16 protein-coding genes are annotated in these 19,391 nt (G+C 57.0%); 10 read left to right on the top strand and 6 right to left on the bottom strand.

Going from position 1 to position 19,391, the window contains the following annotated elements; genetic code table 11:
* Positions 1 to 44 precede the first annotated feature (44 nt).
* Positions 45 to 941, top strand: coding sequence for a myo-inosose-2 dehydratase (iolE, locus tag FCN45_RS18075; RefSeq protein ID WP_137386669.1), 897 nt, complete (start codon positions 45 to 47; stop codon positions 939 to 941).
* Between the two features lie 131 nt (positions 942 to 1,072).
* Here the strand turns inward: iolE and glpD are convergent, their stop codons facing one another.
* Positions 1,073 to 2,581 (bottom strand): glycerol-3-phosphate dehydrogenase, encoded by a 1,509-nt coding sequence (glpD, locus tag FCN45_RS18070; RefSeq protein ID WP_110867634.1) that lies wholly within the window; start codon positions 2,579 to 2,581, stop codon positions 1,073 to 1,075.
* A 228-nt stretch (positions 2,582 to 2,809) separates the two neighbouring features.
* Between glpD and glpE the strand changes: the two genes are divergently transcribed.
* From glpE to malQ, 5 genes are all read left to right on the top strand, one after another.
* Positions 2,810 to 3,136 (top strand): thiosulfate sulfurtransferase GlpE, encoded by a 327-nt coding sequence (gene glpE, locus FCN45_RS18065; protein WP_008107933.1) that lies wholly within the window; start codon positions 2,810 to 2,812, stop codon positions 3,134 to 3,136.
* A 32-nt stretch (positions 3,137 to 3,168) separates the two neighbouring features.
* Positions 3,169 to 3,993 carry a rhomboid family intramembrane serine protease GlpG gene (gene glpG, locus FCN45_RS18060; protein ID WP_137386916.1) on the top strand — a complete coding sequence of 275 codons (825 nt, stop codon included), beginning with the start codon at positions 3,169 to 3,171 and terminating at the stop codon, positions 3,991 to 3,993.
* A gap of 42 nt (positions 3,994 to 4,035) precedes the next feature.
* Positions 4,036 to 4,794 carry a DeoR/GlpR family transcriptional regulator gene (locus tag FCN45_RS18055; protein WP_101762688.1) on the top strand — a complete coding sequence of 253 codons (759 nt, stop codon included), beginning with the start codon at positions 4,036 to 4,038 and terminating at the stop codon, positions 4,792 to 4,794.
* A gap of 175 nt (positions 4,795 to 4,969) precedes the next feature.
* A complete protein-coding gene (gene malP, locus FCN45_RS18050; RefSeq protein ID WP_137386668.1) occupies positions 4,970 to 7,375 on the top strand; it encodes a maltodextrin phosphorylase in 2,406 nt (801 codons plus the stop codon).
* A gap of 28 nt (positions 7,376 to 7,403) precedes the next feature.
* Complete coding sequence (gene malQ / locus FCN45_RS18045) at positions 7,404 to 9,458, top strand: 4-alpha-glucanotransferase (RefSeq protein ID WP_137386667.1); 2,055 nt, start codon at positions 7,404 to 7,406, stop codon at positions 9,456 to 9,458.
* A gap of 39 nt (positions 9,459 to 9,497) precedes the next feature.
* Here the strand turns inward: malQ and nfuA are convergent, their stop codons facing one another.
* Both nfuA and gntX read right to left on the bottom strand, forming a co-directional pair.
* Complete coding sequence (nfuA, locus tag FCN45_RS18040; protein ID WP_064741235.1) at positions 9,498 to 10,073, bottom strand: Fe-S biogenesis protein NfuA; 576 nt, start codon at positions 10,071 to 10,073, stop codon at positions 9,498 to 9,500.
* Positions 10,074 to 10,131: 58 nt separating this feature from the next.
* Complete coding sequence (gene gntX, locus FCN45_RS18035) at positions 10,132 to 10,809, bottom strand: DNA utilization protein GntX (protein WP_101762685.1); 678 nt, start codon at positions 10,807 to 10,809, stop codon at positions 10,132 to 10,134.
* Positions 10,810 to 10,844: 35 nt separating this feature from the next.
* Between gntX and bioH the strand changes: the two genes are divergently transcribed.
* A complete protein-coding gene (bioH, locus tag FCN45_RS18030; RefSeq protein WP_137386666.1) occupies positions 10,845 to 11,615 on the top strand; it encodes a pimeloyl-ACP methyl ester esterase BioH in 771 nt (256 codons plus the stop codon).
* Here the strand turns inward: bioH and FCN45_RS18025 are convergent.
* Together FCN45_RS18025 and FCN45_RS18020 are read right to left on the bottom strand one after the other, a co-directional pair.
* Complete coding sequence (locus FCN45_RS18025) at positions 11,599 to 13,284, bottom strand: alpha-amylase family glycosyl hydrolase (RefSeq protein ID WP_101762683.1); 1,686 nt, start codon at positions 13,282 to 13,284, stop codon at positions 11,599 to 11,601. The two genes, bioH and FCN45_RS18025, sit on opposite strands and share 17 nt — an antisense overlap.
* 114 nt (positions 13,285 to 13,398) lie before the next feature.
* Positions 13,399 to 15,726 carry a Tex family protein gene (locus FCN45_RS18020; protein ID WP_110867721.1) on the bottom strand — a complete coding sequence of 776 codons (2,328 nt, stop codon included), beginning with the start codon at positions 15,724 to 15,726 and terminating at the stop codon, positions 13,399 to 13,401.
* A 192-nt stretch (positions 15,727 to 15,918) separates the two neighbouring features.
* On the opposite strand from FCN45_RS18020, the gene greB reads away from it, so the two are divergent.
* Positions 15,919 to 16,407 carry a transcription elongation factor GreB gene (gene greB, locus FCN45_RS18015; RefSeq protein WP_101762682.1) on the top strand — a complete coding sequence of 163 codons (489 nt, stop codon included), beginning with the start codon at positions 15,919 to 15,921 and terminating at the stop codon, positions 16,405 to 16,407.
* A gap of 143 nt (positions 16,408 to 16,550) precedes the next feature.
* Here the strand turns inward: greB and yjbE are convergent, their stop codons facing one another.
* The gene (yjbE, locus tag FCN45_RS18010; protein WP_137386665.1) at positions 16,551 to 16,793 is read right to left on the bottom strand and encodes an exopolysaccharide production protein YjbE; all 243 of its coding nucleotides are present in this window, start codon (positions 16,791 to 16,793) and stop codon (positions 16,551 to 16,553) included.
* 512 nt (positions 16,794 to 17,305) lie between these two features.
* Here yjbE and ompR point away from each other — a divergent pair.
* Positions 17,306 to 18,025, top strand: coding sequence for a two-component system response regulator OmpR (ompR, locus tag FCN45_RS18005; RefSeq protein WP_001157751.1), 720 nt, complete (start codon positions 17,306 to 17,308; stop codon positions 18,023 to 18,025).
* Positions 18,022 to 19,386 carry a two-component system sensor histidine kinase EnvZ gene (gene envZ, locus FCN45_RS18000; RefSeq protein WP_101762680.1) on the top strand — a complete coding sequence of 455 codons (1,365 nt, stop codon included), beginning with the start codon at positions 18,022 to 18,024 and terminating at the stop codon, positions 19,384 to 19,386. The genes ompR and envZ overlap by 4 nt, the downstream gene beginning before the upstream one ends.
* The last annotated feature ends 5 nt before the right edge of the window (positions 19,387 to 19,391 follow it).

Genomic DNA, 19,391 nt, shown 5'->3' with positions numbered 1-19,391 from the left:
CCTCGGCGGCTCAGCGGCCGCCTCTGTGAATCAGGGACAACACCATGAACAAAGACAACGTTAAACTGGCGATCGCGCCAATCGGCTGGACTAACGACGACATGCCAGAGCTGGGCAGCGAAAACACCTTCCAGCAAACCGTGAGTGAAATGGCGCTCGCGGGCTTTACCGGTAGCGAAGTGGGCAGCAAATATCCGCGCGATCCGGCGATTCTCAAGCCGATGCTAGATATCCGTGGCATTCAGATCTGCAACGCCTGGTTCAGCACCTTCTTCGCCAACGGCGACAAAGCGAAAACCATTGACGAATTCACCAATCACATGAACTTCCTGCATGCGATGGGCGCGCGCGTGATTGGTTGCTCCGAGCAGAGCAAAAGTATTCAGGGCACCACGCTGGCGGTGCTGGAGCAGAAGCCGATTTTCAGCGATGAAGAGTGGCGCTTAACCGCAGAAGGCTACAACGAGCTGGCGGAGATCGCCGCGAAGAAAGGCATGCGCGTCACGCTGCACCATCACATGGGCACCGGCATTCAGACGCCAGCCGAGATCGATCGCTTTATGGAATCGACCAATGAGAATGTTGGCCTGCTGTACGATACCGGCCACATCTACTATTCCGAAGGTTCACAGCAGGCGATGCTGGATGTGCTGACCAAATATCTGCCGCGTATTTTCCACGTGCATCTGAAAGACGTGCGCGACAGCGTGGTAGCCGAAGTGCGTGAGAAATCGCTGTCGTTCCTGGATGGCGTGAAGAAGGGCACTTTCACCGTGCCGGGCGATGGCGTGATCGATTTCAAACCGGTGTTCAAAATCCTCGACGATTACGGCTATAAAGGCTGGATGGTGGTGGAAGCGGAACAGGATCCGGCGCTGGCCAATCCGTTCGAATATGCGGTGAAAGCGCGTAAGTACATCCGCGAGAATGCGGGGTTATAAGGTCAAATTCGCGCAATAAATTGCGCCGCTACAGTGTGTGCACGCATTCGTAGCGGCGCGATTTATCGCGCTGTTTTCCATAAAAAAAGGCCGTTATCCCATCAGGATAACGGCCTTTTATTTGGCTGGGATTATGACGCTAACGACAACGCCGGTTTCTGTGCGTTGACCGCCAGCCACTCGGCAATGCGCGCCTGCTCAGCTTCGTTCAGCCACATACCTTGTTTGGTACGACGCCAAATCGCATCATCCAGCTCGCGTACCCATTCGTTTTTCACCAGGTAACGCAGCTCGGCTTCGTAGAACTCGTGACCGAAGTTTTCACCCAGATCGTCGATGCTCTTCGCGCCTGCCAGCAGCTCTTCGGTGCGGCTACCGTAAGTCCGCGCAAAGTGACGCGCCATACCTTCGCTAATAAACGGATAGCGACGACGCAGGCTGGCGGTGTAATCCTCGCGTGAACCGGAGAAATCCCCGCCCGGCAATACCGCGTTTTTGGTCCAGGCCGGGCCGATATTCGGGTAGTATTTAGTCAGTTTCTCCAGCGCATGTTCCGCCAGCTTACGATAGGTGGTCAGCTTGCCGCCGAACACGGACAGCAGCGGCGCCTGGCCATTGTCGTCATGCACATCCAGCGTGTAATCACGGGTGATGGCCTGCGGCGAATCCGATTCGTCATCGCACAGCGGACGTACGCCCGAGTAAGTCCAGACGATGTCATCTTTGCTCAGCTGCTGTTTGAAGTGTCCATTGAACACGTTCAACAGGTAGCTGATTTCGTTGTCATCGATCTTCACGTCTTTCGGATCGCCTTTGTACTCCACGTCGGTGGTGCCGATGATGGAGAACTCATCCATCCACGGAATCACAAACACGATACGGTTATCTTCGTTTTGCAGGATATACGCCTGCTTTTCGCGATGGACGCGCGGTACCACGATGTGGCTACCTTTGATCAGACGAATGCCGTACGGCGATTTCAGCTTCAGGCCATCGTCGAAGAACTCTTTTACCCACGGACCGGCCGCATTGACCAGACCTTTGGCACGCCAGGTGTAGGTTTTACCGCTGTCGATATCTTCGGCTTCCACCATCCACAAACCGGCTTCACGCCAGGCGCGGGTCACGCGCGTGCGGGTGCGTACTTCGCCGCCCTGTTTTTCCACTTCTTGCGCATTGAGTACCACCATGCGCGCATCATCAACCCAGCAGTCAGAATATTCGAATCCGCGCGTGATCTCAGGCTTGAGGGCCGAATCCGCGCCAAAACGCAGGCTCTTACTGCCCGGCAGCGTGGTGCGTTTGCCGAGGCGATCGTACATAAACAGGCCCATGCGGATCATCCACGCCGGACGCAGATGCGGACGGTGCGGCAGACGGAAGCGCATCGGGAAAGCGATGTGCGGGGCCATTTTCAGCAGCACTTCACGTTCTGCTAACGCTTCGCCCACCAGGCGGAATTCATAGTGTTCAAGGTAGCGCAGGCCGCCGTGAATCAATTTCGAGCTGTTGGAGGAGGTTGCACAGGCCAAATCCCGCGCCTCCAGCATCAGCACCGACAGTCCGCGTCCTGCAGCGTCCACTGCAATGCCGGCTCCGTTAATGCCGCCGCCGATCACGATCAGGTCTTTGGTTTCCACGTCATCTCCTCCGATGTTCGGAATAGTTCTAAAATGTTCGTTTTCGAGCGTAATAATAATCGGAAACCAACATCTACGCCAGCGGTTAACTGAATAAAAACATTTTTGCGTGATATAGCTAACATTCCGACAGGAAAAAAATCACATAACCACAGGACTTGTCAGGTTATCGCGGCGCGTTCTCAGGTTAAACTAGGCGCTAATTGTGATGAAGTAATGAGAGACACCATGGAAACCTTCGAGTGTATTAACGTCCTGCAGGCGCAAGAGCATCTGGCACAAGGTGCGCAGCTGGTGGATATCCGTGATCCGCAGAGCTTTATGATGGGCCACGCGGCGGGCGCGCAGCACCTGACCAACGACAATCTGGCGGATTTCATCGCCAACGCCAATCAGGCTTTGCCGGTGCTGGTGATGTGCTATCACGGCAACAGCAGCAAAGGCGCGGCTCAGTTCCTGCTGGGCCAGGGATTCAGCGCGGCGTACAGCATTGACGGCGGATTTGATGCCTGGCGCGCGGCATTCCCGGCGCAGGTTGCCCTCGGCGACGCCTGAGCCCATCGCATAAGGAAGGAGATCACCGCATGATGCGCATCACCCAGTTCAATAATCCGCGCATGGCGCAGGCGTTTGTCGACTACATGGCGACTCGCGGCGTGACGCTACGCATTGAGCGCGAAAGCCACTTTGTCATTATGTTGGATGACGAAAGCAAGCTGGAGAGGGTCGAAAACGAACTCGCGCAGTTCGTGCGCGATCCCAACCATCCGCGCTATCAGGCGGCCAGCTGGCATAGCGGCAACACCGAAAGTGGCTTGCGCTACGAGCGCACCCACATCTGGGCGAGCATTCGCGAACGCGCAGGTCCGCTCACCATGACCATCATGATCGCCTGCATCGCGGTGTTTATCCTGATGCAGATCGTCGGTGATGATGTGGCGCTGGAGTGGCTGGCTTGGCCGGCGGATTCCTCGCAATATTTCCAGGTGTGGCGCTGGTTTAGCCATGCGCTACTGCACTTCTCGCTGCTGCATATCCTGTTCAACCTGATGTGGTGGTGGTATCTCGGCGGTGCGGTCGAGAAGCGTCTCGGCAGCGGCAAGCTGTTTGTGATTATGCTGATCTCGGCGCTGCTAACCGGCTGGATGCAGGCCAAGTTCAGCGGCGTGCTGTTTGGTGGTTTGTCGGGCGTGGTTTACGCGTTGATGGGTTACTGCTGGCTGCGCGGCGAGCGCGATCCCGAAAGTGGTATTTATCTCGAGCGCGGCCTGATTGGCTTCGCGGTCGTATGGTTGGTGATTGGCTGGTACGGCGCATTTGGTCTGTCGATCGCCAACGCCGCGCACGTCACCGGCTTGCTGGTGGGTTTAGCGATGGCATTTGTTGATACGCGTAAGATTACGCGTCGTTAGCAGCACCAATAAAAGAAGCGGCCACGAGCCGAGGAGAGAGATGTGAAGCAGACGCAACGTCATGACGCCATTATCGATCTGGTCCGGCGTCAGGGATATGTCAGTACCGAAGAGCTGGTGGATCACTTTGAAGTCAGCCCGCAAACCATTCGGCGTGACCTGAACGACCTGGCCGATCAGAACAAAATCATGCGCCATCACGGCGGGGCGGCGCTGCCGTCCAGCTCAGAAAATACCGCATGGCAGGATCGTAAAATGATGTGGTCGGCGGAGAAAGCGCGCATCGCCGAGCGCGTGGCGAGCCAGATCCCTGATGGCGCCACGCTGTTTATTGATATCGGCACCACGCCGGAAGCGGTGGCGCATGCGCTGCTCAATCACAACAATCTGCGCGTTGTCACCAACAACCTCAACGTGGCGATTCTGCTGATGGCGAAAGCGGATTTCCGCGTGATTATCGCCGGTGGCGAAGTGCGCACGCGCGATGGCGGCATCATGGGCGAAGCGACGCTGGACTTCATTTCGCAGTTTCGCCTCGATTACGGCATTCTCGGCATCAGCGGCATTGATATGGATGGTTCGCTGCTGGAGTTCGATTATCACGAAGTGCGCACCAAACGCGCCATCATCGAAAACTCGCGCTGCGTGATGCTGGTGGTGGATCACTCGAAGTTTGGCCGTAATGCGATGGTCAACCTCGGCAATATGAGCCTGATTGATTACATGTATACCGATCAAAGCCCGCCGGCCAGCGTGCTGAAAGTGATTGAACAGCACGAAGTTCACCTCGAACTTTGCTAATGCCGTAGCGGCGCAATTTATTGCGCGATAAATCGCGCCGCTACAAAAATCAGCACCGATTTTTTTCACCGCACCTGCATTTCCCTGTCGCTTTTTTCTGCGCCCCCAGCTTTACTTATCCATTCACCTCTTGCGCTCGCCCGGCTTTACCGTTAACGGACTCGAAGGGATTGATATGTCGCAGCAAAAATTCAATAAAACACGTTTCGACGCCGCGCTCACCCGCCAATGGCAGCATCTCGGACTCACTTCCGCCCAGCAAATGACACCGCAGCAATGGTGGCAAGCGCTGAGCCGCGTGCTGGCAGAAATGCTGGCGACGCAGCCACCTGTGCCAGCCAAACACGGGCAGCGCCACGTCAACTATCTGTCGATGGAGTTTCTGCTGGGGCGTTTGACCGGCAACAATTTGCTCAATCTTGGCTGGTATAACGAAGTGCAAGCCGCGCTGGCGGAACATCAGGTTGAGCTGAGCGAACTGCTGGAAGAGGAGGTGGATCCGGCACTCGGTAACGGCGGATTGGGGCGTTTGGCCGCTTGCTATATGGATTCGATGGCGACCGTCGGCCAGGCTGCGATGGGCCACGGCCTCAACTATCAATACGGCCTGTTTCGTCAGACGTTTGCCGACGGACAGCAGCAGGAAGCGCCGGATGACTGGCAGCGCGATCGCTATCCGTGGTTCCGCTACAACGCCGCGCTGGATGTGCAGGTAGGCCTCGGCGGCAAGGTCAAAGAGAACCACGATGGTAGCCTCAGCTGGCGACCTAAAATTCACCTCAAAGGCGAAGCCTGGGATTTGCCGGTGGTGGGCTATCGCAACGGTATCACGCTGCCGCTACGCCTGTGGAAAGCCAGCAGCGCGCAGCCGTTCGATCTCACCGCGTTCAACAACGGCCAGTTCCTGCAGGCTGAGCAGCAAGGCATTGCAGCCGACAAGCTGACCAAAGTGCTCTATCCCAATGATAATCATGCCGAAGGTAAGCGGCTGCGCCTGATGCAGCAGTATTTCCAGTGCGCCTGCGCGGTGGGCGATATTCTGCGGCGTCATCATCTCGCCGGGCGCGCCATTCGCACTTTGCCAGATTTCGAAGTAATCCAGCTTAACGACACGCATCCCACCATCGCCATCCCGGAGATGCTGCGCGTGCTGCTGGATGAGCATCAACTGAGTTGGGACGATGCGTGGCATATCACCAGCCGCACTTTTGCTTACACTAACCACACGCTGATGCCGGAAGCGCTGGAGCGCTGGGATGAGAAGCTGGTGCGCGACCTGCTGCCGCGCCATATGTTGATCATCCGTGAGATTAATCGCCGCCTGAAAAAGGTGGTGAAGCAACGGTGGCCAGACGATAAAGCGATCTGGCACAAGCTGGCGGTGGTGGCTGATGGTCAGGTGCGTATGGCGAATCTGTGCGTGGTGAGCTGTTTCGCCGTCAACGGCGTGGCGGCGCTGCACTCCGAGCTGGTGGTGAAAGATCTGTTCCCGGAATATCACCTGCTGTGGCCGAACAAATTCCATAATGTGACCAACGGCATCACGCCGCGCCGCTGGTTGAAACAGTGTAATCCGCTGCTGGCGACGCTGATCGATGACAGCCTGCAGGTTGAGTGGGCCAACGATCTCGATGCGCTGGCGTGGCTGGCACCTTTCGCCCGCAAGAAGGCGTTTCGTCAGCAGTTTCGCGACATCAAGCAGCAAAACAAACAGCGGCTGACGCTCTACGTCAAGCGCGTGACCGGCATTGATATCAATCCGGATGCGCTGTTTGACGTGCAGATTAAGCGACTGCATGAGTACAAACGTCAGCACCTCAGTTTGCTGCATATGCTGCACTGCTATCGCCAGCTGCGCGACAACCCGGATAACCCCGACTTCGTGCCGCGCGTGTTCCTGTTTGGCGCCAAAGCCGCGCCCGGCTACTACCTCGCCAAAAATATCATCTATGCCATCAACAAAGTGGCGGAGGTGATTAACAACGATCCACTCGTCAGCGATCGCCTCAAAGTGGTGTTTATCCCGGATTACCGCATCACCGCCGCAGAGCTGATGATTCCGGCCGCCGATCTCTCCGAGCAGATTTCCACCGCCGGTTATGAGGCTTCCGGCACCGGCAATATGAAGCTGGCGCTGAATGGCGCGCTCACTATTGGCACGCTGGACGGCGCCAATGTGGAGATTGCTGAAGCGGTGGGCGCGAAGCATATCTTTATCTTCGGCAACAGCGTGGATGAGGTGAAAGCGCTGAAGGCGGGCGGCTACAGCCCGAAAAAGCTGCGTAAACAGAATCCTTATCTGGATGGTTTGCTGAAGGAGCTGGAGAAGGGCAAGTTCAGCGAGGGCGATAAGCATGCGTTTGATTTGATGCTGCAAAGCCTGACCAAAAATGGCGATCCCTGGCTGGTGCTGGCCGACTTTGATGCCTACATCGCCGCGCAGCAGCGGGTGGAAGCGTTGTGGAAAAACCCGGACGCCTGGACGCGCGCAGCGATCCTCAATACCGCTCACACCGGCCGCTTCAGCTCTGACCGTTCAATTCGCGATTATCAGCAGCGGATTTGGCAGGCGGCCCGATAAAGACACGATTGATGATTTTGGAGACACGATGACGCTCAACAAGCTGGACCAGGCGACACAGGATGCCGGCATTTCGCTGCGCTTTATCAATGCGCACGGCGAGCCGGAAACCATCAGCGATGAGACCAAACGCGCGTTGCTGGCAGTCATGGAAACGCCAACCGGTAAAGCGCCACCGCTGCCGCCGGTGCAGGTATTTGCCGCTCGCAGCAAGCGCCAACTGACGCCACAAGGCAGCGGCGCCTTTTCCTGGCAGCTACAAACCGAACAGGGCAAAAGCTTCAGCGGCGAAGTGCAGGGCGGAGAACCGCTCACACTGCCGCCGCGTCTGTCACAAGGTTATCATCAGCTCACGCTACGCAAAGGTCGCCAGCAGTGGCAAACCCGCATCATCATTGCGCCACGCCGTTGTTTTATCCCGGCATCAGTCGAGCAAGGAGAGAAACTGTGGGGCGCGTTAGTACAGCTTTACACGCTGCGATCGGATGACAATTGGGGCATTGGTGACTTCGGCGATTTGGCGCAAATGCTGGAGAACGTTGCCAATAATGGCGGTGACTTCGTTGGCCTTAATCCTTTGCATGCGCTTTATCCTGCACAGCCAGAACATGCCAGTCCTTACAGCCCAACCTCGCGTCGCTGGCTCAACGTGCTGTATATCGACGTTAATCGGCTGGAGGATTTTCAGCGTAGCGAGGCAGCGCAGCGTTGGTGGCAAAGGGCGAAAACACGCAAAGCGCTGGATCAGGCGCGCGCGGCTGAGTTTGTCGATTACAGCACGGTGGCCAAACTGAAATTGGCCGCGCTGCGCTTTGCCTGGCAGCGCTTCCAGCCGCGCGCCGCTGAAGATGCCGGATTCCAGCAATTTATCGTTGAGGGCGGCGACCATCTGCGTTATCAGGCGGCGTTTGATGGCATTCTCGCCGAACGCAGCCAGCAGCATCCTGATGAATGGGGTTGGACCAACTGGCCGCAAGGCTGGCGCAACGCTTTGCTGCCGGAGGTGCAGCAATGGTGTGCGGAACACGAAGAGGAGATTCAGTTCTGGAGTTGGTTGCAGTGGGTGGCGCAAGAGCAGTTTGCCATCTGCTGTCAAATTAGCCAGCAGCTTGGCATGGAAGTGGGATTATATCGCGACTTAGCGGTCGGCGTGGCGCAAGGCAGCGCCGAAACCTGGCAGGATCCGGAACTGTATAAACTCGGCGCTTCCGTTGGCGCACCGCCGGATCGCCTCGGTCCGCAGGGGCAAAACTGGTGTTTGCCGCCGCTCGATCCACATGTGATGCGCGCGCGCGGCTATCAGCCTTTTATCGACCTGCTGCGCGCCAATATGCGTGACTGCGGCGCTTTGCGTATCGATCACGTGATGGCGCTGCTGCGCTTGTGGTGGATTCCCTACGGCGAAAGCGCGGATAAAGGTGCTTACGTGGCCTATCCGGTTGAGGATCTGCTAGCGATCCTGGCGCTGGAGAGTCAGCGCCATCGCTGCATGGTCATTGGCGAAGATCTCGGCACGGTGCCAAAAGAGATCGTCAGCCTGCTGCGCAAAAGCGGCATTTTCTCGTGGAAAGTGTTGTTCTTCGAGCAGCACGGCGATGGCAGCTATCGTCAGCCGCACGAGTATCCCGTGCAGTCGATTGCCAGCGCCAGTACCCATGATTTGCCGACGTTGGCGGGATTCTGGAGATATGAGGATCTTTTTCTGGGTCACAAACTGGGCTTGTACCAGGAGAGCGTATACATGTCATTGCTAAGGCAAAGGGATAAACAAAAACAGGCGCTATTGGATGCGCTGCATCAGATGAATACGTTGCCTGCGCGCCACGGTACCGTTGCCAGCCGATTGTCCTTCACACCGATGCTCAATCGCGGCTTCCACCGCTATCTGGCGCGCACTAACAGCGCATTGCTGGGGCTGCAACCTGAAGACTGGCTTGCTATGACTTCACCGGTCAACGTGCCGGGTACGGTAGATGAATATCCAAACTGGCGGCGCAAGTTAAGCGTCACAATCGAAAAGATGTTTAGAGGAAACGTGCCGGGCTTATTGAATGCGGTAAATACCGGGCGCAGGAAGCGTTGAAGAACGCGCGGCAGCGTCGGGTCGCTGCCGCGTGCTTAATCAGTAGTACGAGTGCTCGCCGCGCTGGTGCTCGGTCAAATCGCGCACGCCTTTCAGCTCAGGGAAGGCTGCCAGCAGCTCTTTCTCGATGCCATCTTTCAGCGTGACGTCGATCATCGAACAACCGTTACAGCCGCCGCCAAATTGCAGAATGGCGATGCCGTCATCGGTGATTTCCATCAGCGATACGCGACCGCCGTGGCCAGCCAGTTGCGGGTTAATCTGCGCTTGCAGCAGATATTCCACGCGTTCCACCATTGGCGCATCGTCAGAGACTTTCCGCATTTTGGCGTTAGGCGCTTTCAGCGTCAGCTGCGAACCGAGGTTGTCGGTAACAAAGTCGATTTCTGCGTCATCGAGGTACGGTGCGCTCAGCTCATCAACAAAGGCTGACAGTTTTTCGAACTTAAATTCGGTATCAGTCGCTTCTACTGCATCGGGTGGGCAGTAAGAAACACCGCATTCTGCGGTTGGCGTACCCGGATTAATGACGAATACGCGAATCTGAGTGCCATCTTCTTGTTTGGACAGCAATTTTGAGAAGTGCTCTTGCGCAGCATCAGTAATAACGATCATGGCGATTGCTCAATAGTTGACTAAATTACTTGGTTATAATACGCCCAACACCGACGCTCTACAAGGTACGGCACAGGCAACCAATGTGTACGCTGGCCGCGCCTTGCGCCAGCAGGATGCGGCTAATTTCCGCCACGGTACTTCCGGTCGTCACAACATCGTCGATAAGCAGGATATGGCGTCCGCGCACCGGCATTTCAAGGCGAAACGCGCCGCGCAGGTTCTTTTTGCGCGCGCTGGCGCTCAATGAATGCTGAACTGCGCCCTGTCGCACCCGCTTTACCGCTTCGCGATATTCACAGCCCAGCCAGCGAGCCAGCGGTTTTGCTAGCAGCGCCGCCTGATTGTAGCCGCGTTGCCAGGCGCGCCGACGATGCAGCGGTACGCTCAGCACCAAATCTACACGCGGCAGCCGGTAATCACGACGCATTGTTAACAATTTTAACAAAATCAGCCGCGCCAGCATCACTCTGAGTGCGGTTACGCGAGAAAACTTCAGCTGCTGCACCCAATCGCTCAGCGGCGGCAGGTAATCGCTGACGCAGCTTAGGCTCTGCCACGGCGGCGGGCGGCGCAGGCAGCGCCCGCAGGGCTGCATTCCACTGGCCGGTAAACCGCAGCAGGGACAGAGTGCCGGTAGCCGCGGAATTTGCTGCACGCAGCGGCTGCACAAACCGTGGCTGGCAATCTGCAACGGCAGGCGGCATAGCCAACACAGGGCCGGGATTGGTAGCATAGCGACCTCCTTATCACTTTTCCGGAGTGTAACCGATGAGTTCGCTTTACTGGCACACCACAGGCACGGGCGATCGCGATCTTGTGCTGCTGCACGGCTGGGGTTTGAACGCCGAAGTGTGGCAAAACATCGTTCCGCGACTCAGCTCGCATTTTCGCCTGCATCTGGTGGATCTGCCGGGCTTCGGCCGCAGCCAGGGTTTTGCGCCGCTGACCTTAGCGGAAATGGCGCAACAGCTGTTGCCGCAGTTACCCGACCGCGCGGTGCTGCTCGGCTGGTCGCTGGGTGGATTGGTGGCCAGCCAGCTGGCGTTAACCCAGCCGGAGCGCGTTGCAGCGCTGATCACTGTTGCCTCATCGCCGTGTTTTACCGCGCGTGATGTATGGCCCGGCATCAAGCCCGAAACGCTGCAAAATTTTCAGCAGCAGTTGAGCACGGATTTCCAGCGCACCGTTGAGCGCTTTCTGGCGCTGCAAACCATGGGCACGGAGAACGCGCGACAGGATGCGCGTCAGTTGAAAGAGGTGGTGTTATCGCAGCCGATGCCGTCGGTTGCGGTGCTGGAAGGGGGATTAGAGATTTTGCGTCAGGACGATTTGCGTGCCGCGCTCGACGATCTACCGCTGCCGTTCCTGCGTATTTACGGCTATCTCGATGGGCTGGTGCCGCGTCGTGTCGCAGAAGAACTGGATTTACGCTGGCCAGCTTCATCCTCGGTGGTGATGGAGAAAGCCGCGCATGCGCCTTTCATTTCTCACCCCGATGAATTTACGCAGCTGATCATGACGTTTACCGCAGCCACATAAACTGCCACGCAGCCAGCGTTAAGGGCTGGCTGCCATCCAGCTTCTCCCCGCTAATCACATCCTGCATATGCCGCGCCAGCGGTAACTGTGTCGTCACCTCATGACGGCTGAGATTAAACACACACAGCAACCCCTCATCGCTATCCGGCTGATGGCGACGCAACACCAGCAGGCTATTTTCGCTTTCCAGCAGCGTCATCGGATTATCGGGATGAAACGCGGGTTGCCGCGTGCGCAGTTGAATCAGCGCGCTCAGGCGTTCATACACCTGTTGGCGCAGCGGGTTGCCGCCGCTGATCCACTGTTCCATTTCACGCAGGCTGTACTTCTCCCGGTTGATGGCACGGTTATGACCGGCGGCGCGCACGCCTTCATTGTCGTTGCGCGAGCCAAGAATACTTTGAATGTAAATCGCCGGTACGCCAGGAAACGACAGCAGAATCGCGTGCGCCAGCAGGAAGCGGCGCAAACGCGTGTCATCGTCATCGTCCTGCTGATTGAGCGCATCGAAATAGGTGACATTGATTTCGTAAGGGCTGGTGGTGCCATCGGCATTGTTCTTGTAGGAGACCAGCGCGCCTTCCAGCGCTAAATCACGCACCAGCGCCACAATCTCCACTTCCGACAAAATGCCGCGCGCCGGATTGAGTCCAATGCCGTCGTGCGAGGCGAGAAAGTTAAAGAAAGTAGTCGTGCCGCCGCCTAAATCCAGCGTGCTGGCCCATTGACGCAGCGCACGCGCCGATCCCGAATGAATGGCGTGCAGCACCAGCGGCGGCAGCGAAAACTGGTACACCATTTGCGCTTCATCTTTGCCGTTACCGAAATAGCTGATGTTGTCTTTGTGCGGCACGTTGGTTTCGGTGACGATCACCGTACCGGGTGCCACTTCATTGGCGATGGCGCGAAACAGCTTCACCAGCTGATGCGTTTTCGGCAGGTGAATGCAGTTGGTGCCCGGCGTTTTCCACATGTAGCCCACCGCGTCGAGCCGCACATAATCCGCGCCTTTGTTCAGGTAGTCGAGCAGCACATCGACCATGCGAATCAGCACTTCCGGATTGCCAAAGTTGAGGTCGATCTGGTCGGCGCTGAAGGTGGTCCAGATATAGCGCGTCTCGCCGTCGGCCATCGCAAACGGTGTGAGCAGCGGCGAGGTGCGTGGACGCGTCACCGCGCTGAGATCGGTCGCCGGCGGCATGCTGATAAAGAAATCATCCCAACCCGGATCCTGCGCCAGAAAGTGTTGAAACCAGCGGCTGTGCGCCGACATGTGGTTGCAGACAAAATCAAACATCAGCCGCGTTTCGCTGTGCAGCGCGCTGATGTGCTGCCAGTCGCCGCAGATCGGATTGACCTGGTGATAGTCGATAACCGAGAAGCCATCGTCGGAAGAGTAGGGAAAAAACGGTAACAGATGCACCAGGCTAAAAGTGGATTGCAGATGCTGCTGATAAAAACGCGAGAAGCTGGCAAGGGTTGGCTGTTCAGGTTCGCGGAATTGATCGGCATAGGTAATCAGCACCACATCTTTCTCATCCCAGTGCGCCTTGCGCGGCAGTTTTGCCGTATCGCGCGCGGCACGAATGTGTGAAAGCAGGCGTTCACGCGCCGCGACCGGAAAGCTGCCGTGATAAATCTCATCGATTAAGGCGTTGATAATATCCATTGGATCGCTGGGCCACGCGGAAGGTTATTTTTTCAGCGTAGTTGGATGAGGAGATTTATCAAGCTGATACGCGCGGAGACGAGGCTTTCTCCGCGCGTTATTTACGGCAGGAACTTAGCGTTTTTTACCGAATGCTGCGGCGAGCGCATCGCCCATCGCGCTATTGCCGGCAGACGAGCTGGCAGGTTTGCCGCGACCTTTGTTATTGGCCGCCGGGCGGGCGTTTTCTTTGCCTGCGCTGCGGTTGCTGCCGCGGGCATTACTTTCACCGGGCTGCTCGTCCAGACGCATGGTGAGCGCAATACGCTTACGCTGCATATCCACTTCCATCACCTTCACTTTGACGATATCGCCGGCTTTCACCACCTGATGGGGATCTTCAACGAACTTGTCGGAAAGGGAAGAGATGTGCACCAAACCATCCTGATGCACGCCGATATCGACGAAAGCACCGAAGTTGGTGACGTTGGTGACGGCGCCTTCCAGCACCATGCCCGGCAGCAGATCGTTGAGCGTTTCCACGCCTTCAGCAAATTGCGCGGTTTTAAACTCCGGACGTGGATCGCGGCCCGGTTTTTCCAGCTCTTTGATGATGTCTGTGACCGTTGGCAAGCCGAAGCGCTCATCGGTGAAGTCGCGGGCATTCAGATCACGCAGGCCGCCAGCATTGCCCATCAGCTCATTCAGCGCCTGCTCGGTGGCGGCCAGAATGCGCTCGACCAGCGGATAGGCTTCCGGGTGCACAGTTGAGGCATCCAGCGGGTTATCGCCGTGGTTGATGCGCAGGAAGCCCGCGCACTGCTCAAAGGCTTTCGGCCCGAGGCGGCTCACCTTTAGCAGTTGCTGACGATTCTGGAAGCGGCCATTTTCATCGCGCCAGCTAACAATATTCTGCGCCATCATGCGGGTTAAACCGGCCACGCGGGTCAGTAGCGCCACAGACGCGGTGTTGAGATCGACACCCACGGCGTTTACGCAGTCTTCCACTACCGCATCCAGCTTCTTCGCCAGCTGGCTTTGGCTGACGTCGTGCTGATATTGGCCTACGCCGATCGATTTCGGATCGATCTTCACTAGCTCGGCGAGCGGGTCCTGCAGGCGACGCGCGATGGAAACCGCGCCACGGATGGAAACGTCGAGATCCGGGAACTCCAGCGCCGCCAGCTCAGAGGCCGAATAGACCGATGCACCGGCTTCGCTGACGATTACTTTCTGCGCGTTGATTTGCGGGAACTGCTTCTGCACATCGAGGAAGAAGCGCTCGGTTTCGCGCGAGGCGGTACCGTTACCAATCGCCACCAGTTCAACCTGATGTTTGGCGCACAGCGCCGCCACAGCCGTGGCCGCTTTCGCCGCCTGGCCGGTGTGCGGATAAATGGTATCAGTGGCGACCAGCTTGCCGGTGGCATCTACCACCGCAACTTTCACGCCAGTACGTAAGCCTGGATCGAGGCCCATGGTGGCGCGCATGCCCGCAGGCGCGGCCATCAGCAGATCGTGCAGGTTACGGGCAAATACGTTGATGGCTTCATCTTCGGCGCGTTCACGAAGGGTGCCCATCAATTCAGTTTCGAGGTGCAGCAGCACTTTGATGCGCCAGGTCCAGCTCACCACCGCTTTACGCCAGCTATCCGCCGGCGCGTTATTCAGGCGCAGCTTGAGGTGTTCGGCGATCAGCGTTTCGCCATAGCTTTCACGCGGGGCTTCATCGAACTGCGGATCGGCATTCAGCGACAGCTGCAGCACGCCTTCATTGCGGCCGCGGAACATCGCCAGCGCACGATGCGACGGTACGCCGCTCAGCGCTTCGTGATGATCGAAGTAGTCGCGGAATTTCGCGCCTTCTTCCTCTTTACCTTCCACCACGCGCGAAACCACATGCGCGTTCTTCCACAGATATTCACGCACTTTCGCCAGCAGCGTCGCGTCTTCGGCAAAGCGCTCCATCAGGATGTAGCGCGCGCCATCCAGCGCAGCGCGCACGTCGGCGACACCTTTGTCGGCATCAACGTAGCTGGCGGCCAGCTGCTCGGGATCCTGCGATGGGTCCTGCCACAGCGTATCGGCCAGCGGTTCCAGACCGGCTTCAATAGCGATCTGTCCGCGCGTTCGACGCTTCTGTTTGTACGGCAGGTAAAGGTCTTCCAGCTCGGTTTTGTTCAGCGTGCTGTTGATGGCGGTGGCGAGTTCAGGCGTGAGTTTGCCCTGTTCGTCGATGGATTTCAGAATCGACTGGCGACGATCGTCCAGCTCGCGCAGGTAACTCAGACGGCTCTCCAGCAAACGCAGCTGGGTGTCGTCGAGTCCGCCGGTCACTTCCTTACGATAACGTGCGATAAACGGCACGGTGTTCCCTTCATCAAGTAAGCGAACGGCAGCATCAACCTGGTCGGCGCGTGCCTTCAGCTCACCTGCGATAATCTGGCTCAGTGAATCTTTCATCATCATTAACAATGCTTACACAGGGTTGGAAATAGCGGACAGTTATACGGAATGAGGCCGAAAATTGCCAGCCGGTGGCCCGTGAATCCGTCTTTTTCTGAATGCAGCGCGCGCAATCTTGCTGATGGTCAATCGGTCGCTTATTGTTAGCCTCTTTGCTGCGAAGAACCGCCGTCACCACGAGTTGAAGTCATGAAAACCCAACTGATTACCCGCGAAGGCTATAACAAGCTGCGTGCCGAACACGACCACTTGTGGAATGAAAAGCGTCCGGAAGTCACCAAAATCGTCTCCTGGGCGGCAAGCCTCGGCGATCGTTCGGAAAACGCGGATTACACCTACAACAAGCGTCTGCTGCGCCAGATCGATCGCCGGGTGCGCTATCTGCGCAAATGCCTCGCCGATCTGAAAATCGTCGATTACGCGCCGCAGCAGGAGGGCAAAGTGTTTTTCGGTGCCTGGGTGCAAGTGGAGAATGAGCAGGGCGACGTGAAGCGTTTCCGCATTGTTGGCCCGGATGAAATTTATGGCGAGACGATGAAAGAGTACATCTCGATCGACTCGCCGATGGCGCGCGCGCTGATCAAGAAAGAAGTGGATGACGAAGTGGTGGTCAACACGCCGGAAGGGCAGAAGCTGTGGTTCGTCAACAGCATCGACTATGTCAAAGAGACGCCCTGAAACGGGTAATCGCCGTTAGTGTCGTACTCAACACTCTTTCGCAAAACGCACACATCGTCGCGGCGCAATTGACTGCGCGATTAATCGCGCCGCGACGTAATGCGGTACTGGATAGCAGAGGTGAACTGAACGGCCGTGATGCGTTATTTACCGGCCTGGGTCGCGGTGGTGGTTGAGGTACCGCTGCCACCTTTGTCGCCGCCGCCCATGGTCGCCAGCGCCACGCCGAGCAGCGCGCCTACAGCGCCAACACCAATCGCGTCAGAGTTACCCTTCGCCGTCGTGGATGCCTGCGCGCCAGCCGCTTCGCCCGCGTTGGTGGCCGCCTGAACCTGAGTGAAGCTGGTCAGTACCAGTGCGCCCAGCAGAATTACCGTTTTTTTCATTTTTCTCTCTCCACATGAACTCAATAACAACAGGTACGAATCCAGTGTCGGAGATCGAGAGAAGCGAGGAAAGAGGAGATTACTGATTGATTTGTAGGAATTAATTTAACACTGGCCTTGTTTTTCATCGCTCGGGAATTGTTCCGAAAACAGATGCGCATTCCGCAAGAGAAATGCCCTATTTTATGCTGCCATCACTCCAACTCAGGCCTATTCTTCACCATCACCTTAAGTCAAATCGCCCTGAACGCCTCTCTGGCGGCGGGCTTTTTTGTCATGAACCAGTAACAGAAAGAAAATGCGCCAAATTTTCAGATAAGCGCTAAGCGGCTTGAAAGCACAGATAAAAAACGCGAAGCGAAGCGCATTTCAGGGTTAAAAATAAATATAAGCTGCTGTTTAATATGCTTTGTAACAATTTCGGCTAGAATATAAACCATTAATGACTGTCACACTGAGGCCTCTTTTTTTAACAATATTGGCTCAGGCAATGGCGCCTTTGGGAGTTGAACATGCAAGAGAACTACAAAATTCTGGTCGTCGATGATGATATGCGTTTGCGTGCGTTGCTGGAGCGCTATCTCACCGAGCAGGGCTTTCAGGTGCGTAGCGTTGCCAACGCCGAGCAAATGGACCGACTGTTAACCCGCGAATCCTTCCACTTGATGGTGCTCGACTTGATGCTGCCGGGCGAAGATGGTTTGTCTATCTGCCGCCGTTTGCGCAGTCAAAGCAACCCGATGCCGATCATCATGGTCACCGCGAAAGGCGAAGAAGTGGATCGTATCGTCGGTCTGGAAATCGGTGCGGATGACTACATTCCAAAACCGTTTAACCCGCGCGAACTGCTGGCGCGTATTCGTGCCGTATTGCGTCGTCAGGCCAATGAGTTGCCGGGCGCGCCTTCGCAGGAAGAAGCGGTTATCGCCTTCGGTAAGTTTAAGCTGAACCTCGGCACCCGCGAGATGTTCCGTGAAGATGAGCCAATGCCGCTGACCAGCGGTGAGTTTGCCGTGCTGAAAGCGCTGGTGAGCCATCCGCGTGAGCCGCTGTCACGCGATAAGCTGATGAACCTGGCGCGTGGCCGTGAATACAGCGCCATGGAACGCTCCATCGACGTGCAGATCTCGCGTCTGCGCCGCATGGTGGAAGAAGATCCGGCGCATCCACGTTACATTCAGACCGTTTGGGGTCTTGGCTACGTATTCGTTCCGGACGGCAGCAAAGCATGAGGCGATTGCGCTTCTCACCCCGCAGTTCGTTTGCCCGCACCTTGTTATTGATTGTTACCTTGCTGTTCGTCAGCCTGGTAACAACCTATTTGGTGGTGCTCAATTTCGCCATTCTTCCCAGCTTGCAGCAGTTCAATAAGGTCCTCGCGTACGAAGTGCGTATGTTGATGACCGATCGGCTGCAGCTGGAAGACGGAACGCAGTTGGAAGTGCCACCAGCCTTCCGACGCGAAATTTATCGTGAGCTGGGCATCTCGTTGTACACCAACGCGGCGGCGGAAGAGAGCGGTTTGCGCTGGGCGCAACATTACGAATTCCTCAGTGAGCAGATGGGCCAGCAGCTGGGCGGTCCTACCGATGTCCGTGTCGAGGTGAATAAAAACTCGCCGGTGGTGTGGCTGAAAACCTGGCTGTCGCCGGATATCTGGGTGCGCGTGCCGCTCACCGAAATCCATCAGGGCGACTTCTCACCGCTGTTCCGCTACACGCTGGCGATTATGCTGCTGGCGATTGGCGGCGCCTGGCTGTTTATCCGCATCCAGAACCGACCCCTGGTGGATCTGGAGCATGCGGCGTTGCAGGTCGGTAAAGGCATCATTCCACCGCCGCTGCGTGAATACGGCGCGTCGGAAGTGCGTTCGGTGACGCGGGCGTTTAACCAAATGGCGGCCGGTGTGAAGCAGTTGGCCGACGATCGTACCTTGTTAATGGCGGGTGTCAGCCACGATTTGCGTACGCCGCTGACGCGCATTCGTCTCGCTACTGAGATGATGGGCGAGCAGGATGGTTATCTGGCGGAGTCGATCAATAAAGATATCGAAGAGTGCAACGCGATTATCGAGCAGTTCATCGACTATCTGCGTACCGGTCAGGAGATGCAGACCGAGCGTGCCGACCTGAACAGCGTGCTGGGCGAAGTGGTGGCGGCAGAGAGCGGCTACGAGCGCGAGATTGAGAACGCGGTGATGTCCGAGGATTTGATGCTGGATATCAACCCGCTGTCCATCAAGCGCGCGCTGGCGAATCTGGTGGTCAACGCGGCGCGTTATGGCAATGGATGGATCAAGGTCAGCAGCGGCAAGGAGCTGAACCGCGCGTGGTTCCAGGTGGAAGATGATGGTCCGGGCATCAAGCCGGATCAGCTACAGCATCTGTTCCAGCCGTTTGTGCGCGGCGACAGCGCGCGCAGTACCAGCGGCACCGGTCTCGGTTTGGCGATTGTGCAGCGTATTATTGATGCGCATGAAGGCTCGCTGGAGATTGGTGACAGCGACCGGGGCGGATTGCGGATTCGTGCCTGGTTGCCGATTCCGGAAGGCAGCAGCGCTACGGCGGTGGCGAGTATCAATCACAGTGCGTGATACCC

The sequence above is a fragment of the Pantoea sp. SO10 genome (assembly GCF_005281435.1).
In the GTDB taxonomy this organism is placed as follows: domain Bacteria; phylum Pseudomonadota; class Gammaproteobacteria; order Enterobacterales; family Enterobacteriaceae; genus Pantoea; species Pantoea leporis.
This window is presented reverse-complemented; position numbering and strand designations above follow the sequence as displayed.

Excerpts from the sequence above, each read along its gene's own strand:
- malP (WP_137386668.1), top strand. The coding sequence starts at position 4,970 with ATGTCGCAGCAAAAATTCAATAAAACACGTTTCGACGCCGCGCTCACC.
- nfuA (WP_064741235.1), bottom strand. The coding sequence starts at position 10,073 with ATGATCGTTATTACTGATGCTGCGCAAGAGCACTTCTCAAAATTGCTG.
- yjbE (WP_137386665.1), bottom strand. The coding sequence starts at position 16,793 with ATGAAAAAAACGGTAATTCTGCTGGGCGCACTGGTACTGACCAGCTTC.
- FCN45_RS18025 (WP_101762683.1), bottom strand. The coding sequence starts at position 13,284 with ATGGATATTATCAACGCCTTAATCGATGAGATTTATCACGGCAGCTTT.
- malQ (WP_137386667.1), top strand. The coding sequence starts at position 7,404 with ATGACGCTCAACAAGCTGGACCAGGCGACACAGGATGCCGGCATTTCG.
- envZ (WP_101762680.1), top strand. The coding sequence starts at position 18,022 with ATGAGGCGATTGCGCTTCTCACCCCGCAGTTCGTTTGCCCGCACCTTG.
- glpE (WP_008107933.1), top strand. The coding sequence starts at position 2,810 with ATGGAAACCTTCGAGTGTATTAACGTCCTGCAGGCGCAAGAGCATCTG.
- ompR (WP_001157751.1), top strand. The coding sequence starts at position 17,306 with ATGCAAGAGAACTACAAAATTCTGGTCGTCGATGATGATATGCGTTTG.
- bioH (WP_137386666.1), top strand. The coding sequence starts at position 10,845 with ATGAGTTCGCTTTACTGGCACACCACAGGCACGGGCGATCGCGATCTT.
- greB (WP_101762682.1), top strand. The coding sequence starts at position 15,919 with ATGAAAACCCAACTGATTACCCGCGAAGGCTATAACAAGCTGCGTGCC.
- iolE (WP_137386669.1), top strand. The coding sequence starts at position 45 with ATGAACAAAGACAACGTTAAACTGGCGATCGCGCCAATCGGCTGGACT.
- gntX (WP_101762685.1), bottom strand. The coding sequence starts at position 10,809 with ATGCTACCAATCCCGGCCCTGTGTTGGCTATGCCGCCTGCCGTTGCAG.
- FCN45_RS18020 (WP_110867721.1), bottom strand. The coding sequence starts at position 15,726 with ATGAAAGATTCACTGAGCCAGATTATCGCAGGTGAGCTGAAGGCACGC.
- glpG (WP_137386916.1), top strand. The coding sequence starts at position 3,169 with ATGCGCATCACCCAGTTCAATAATCCGCGCATGGCGCAGGCGTTTGTC.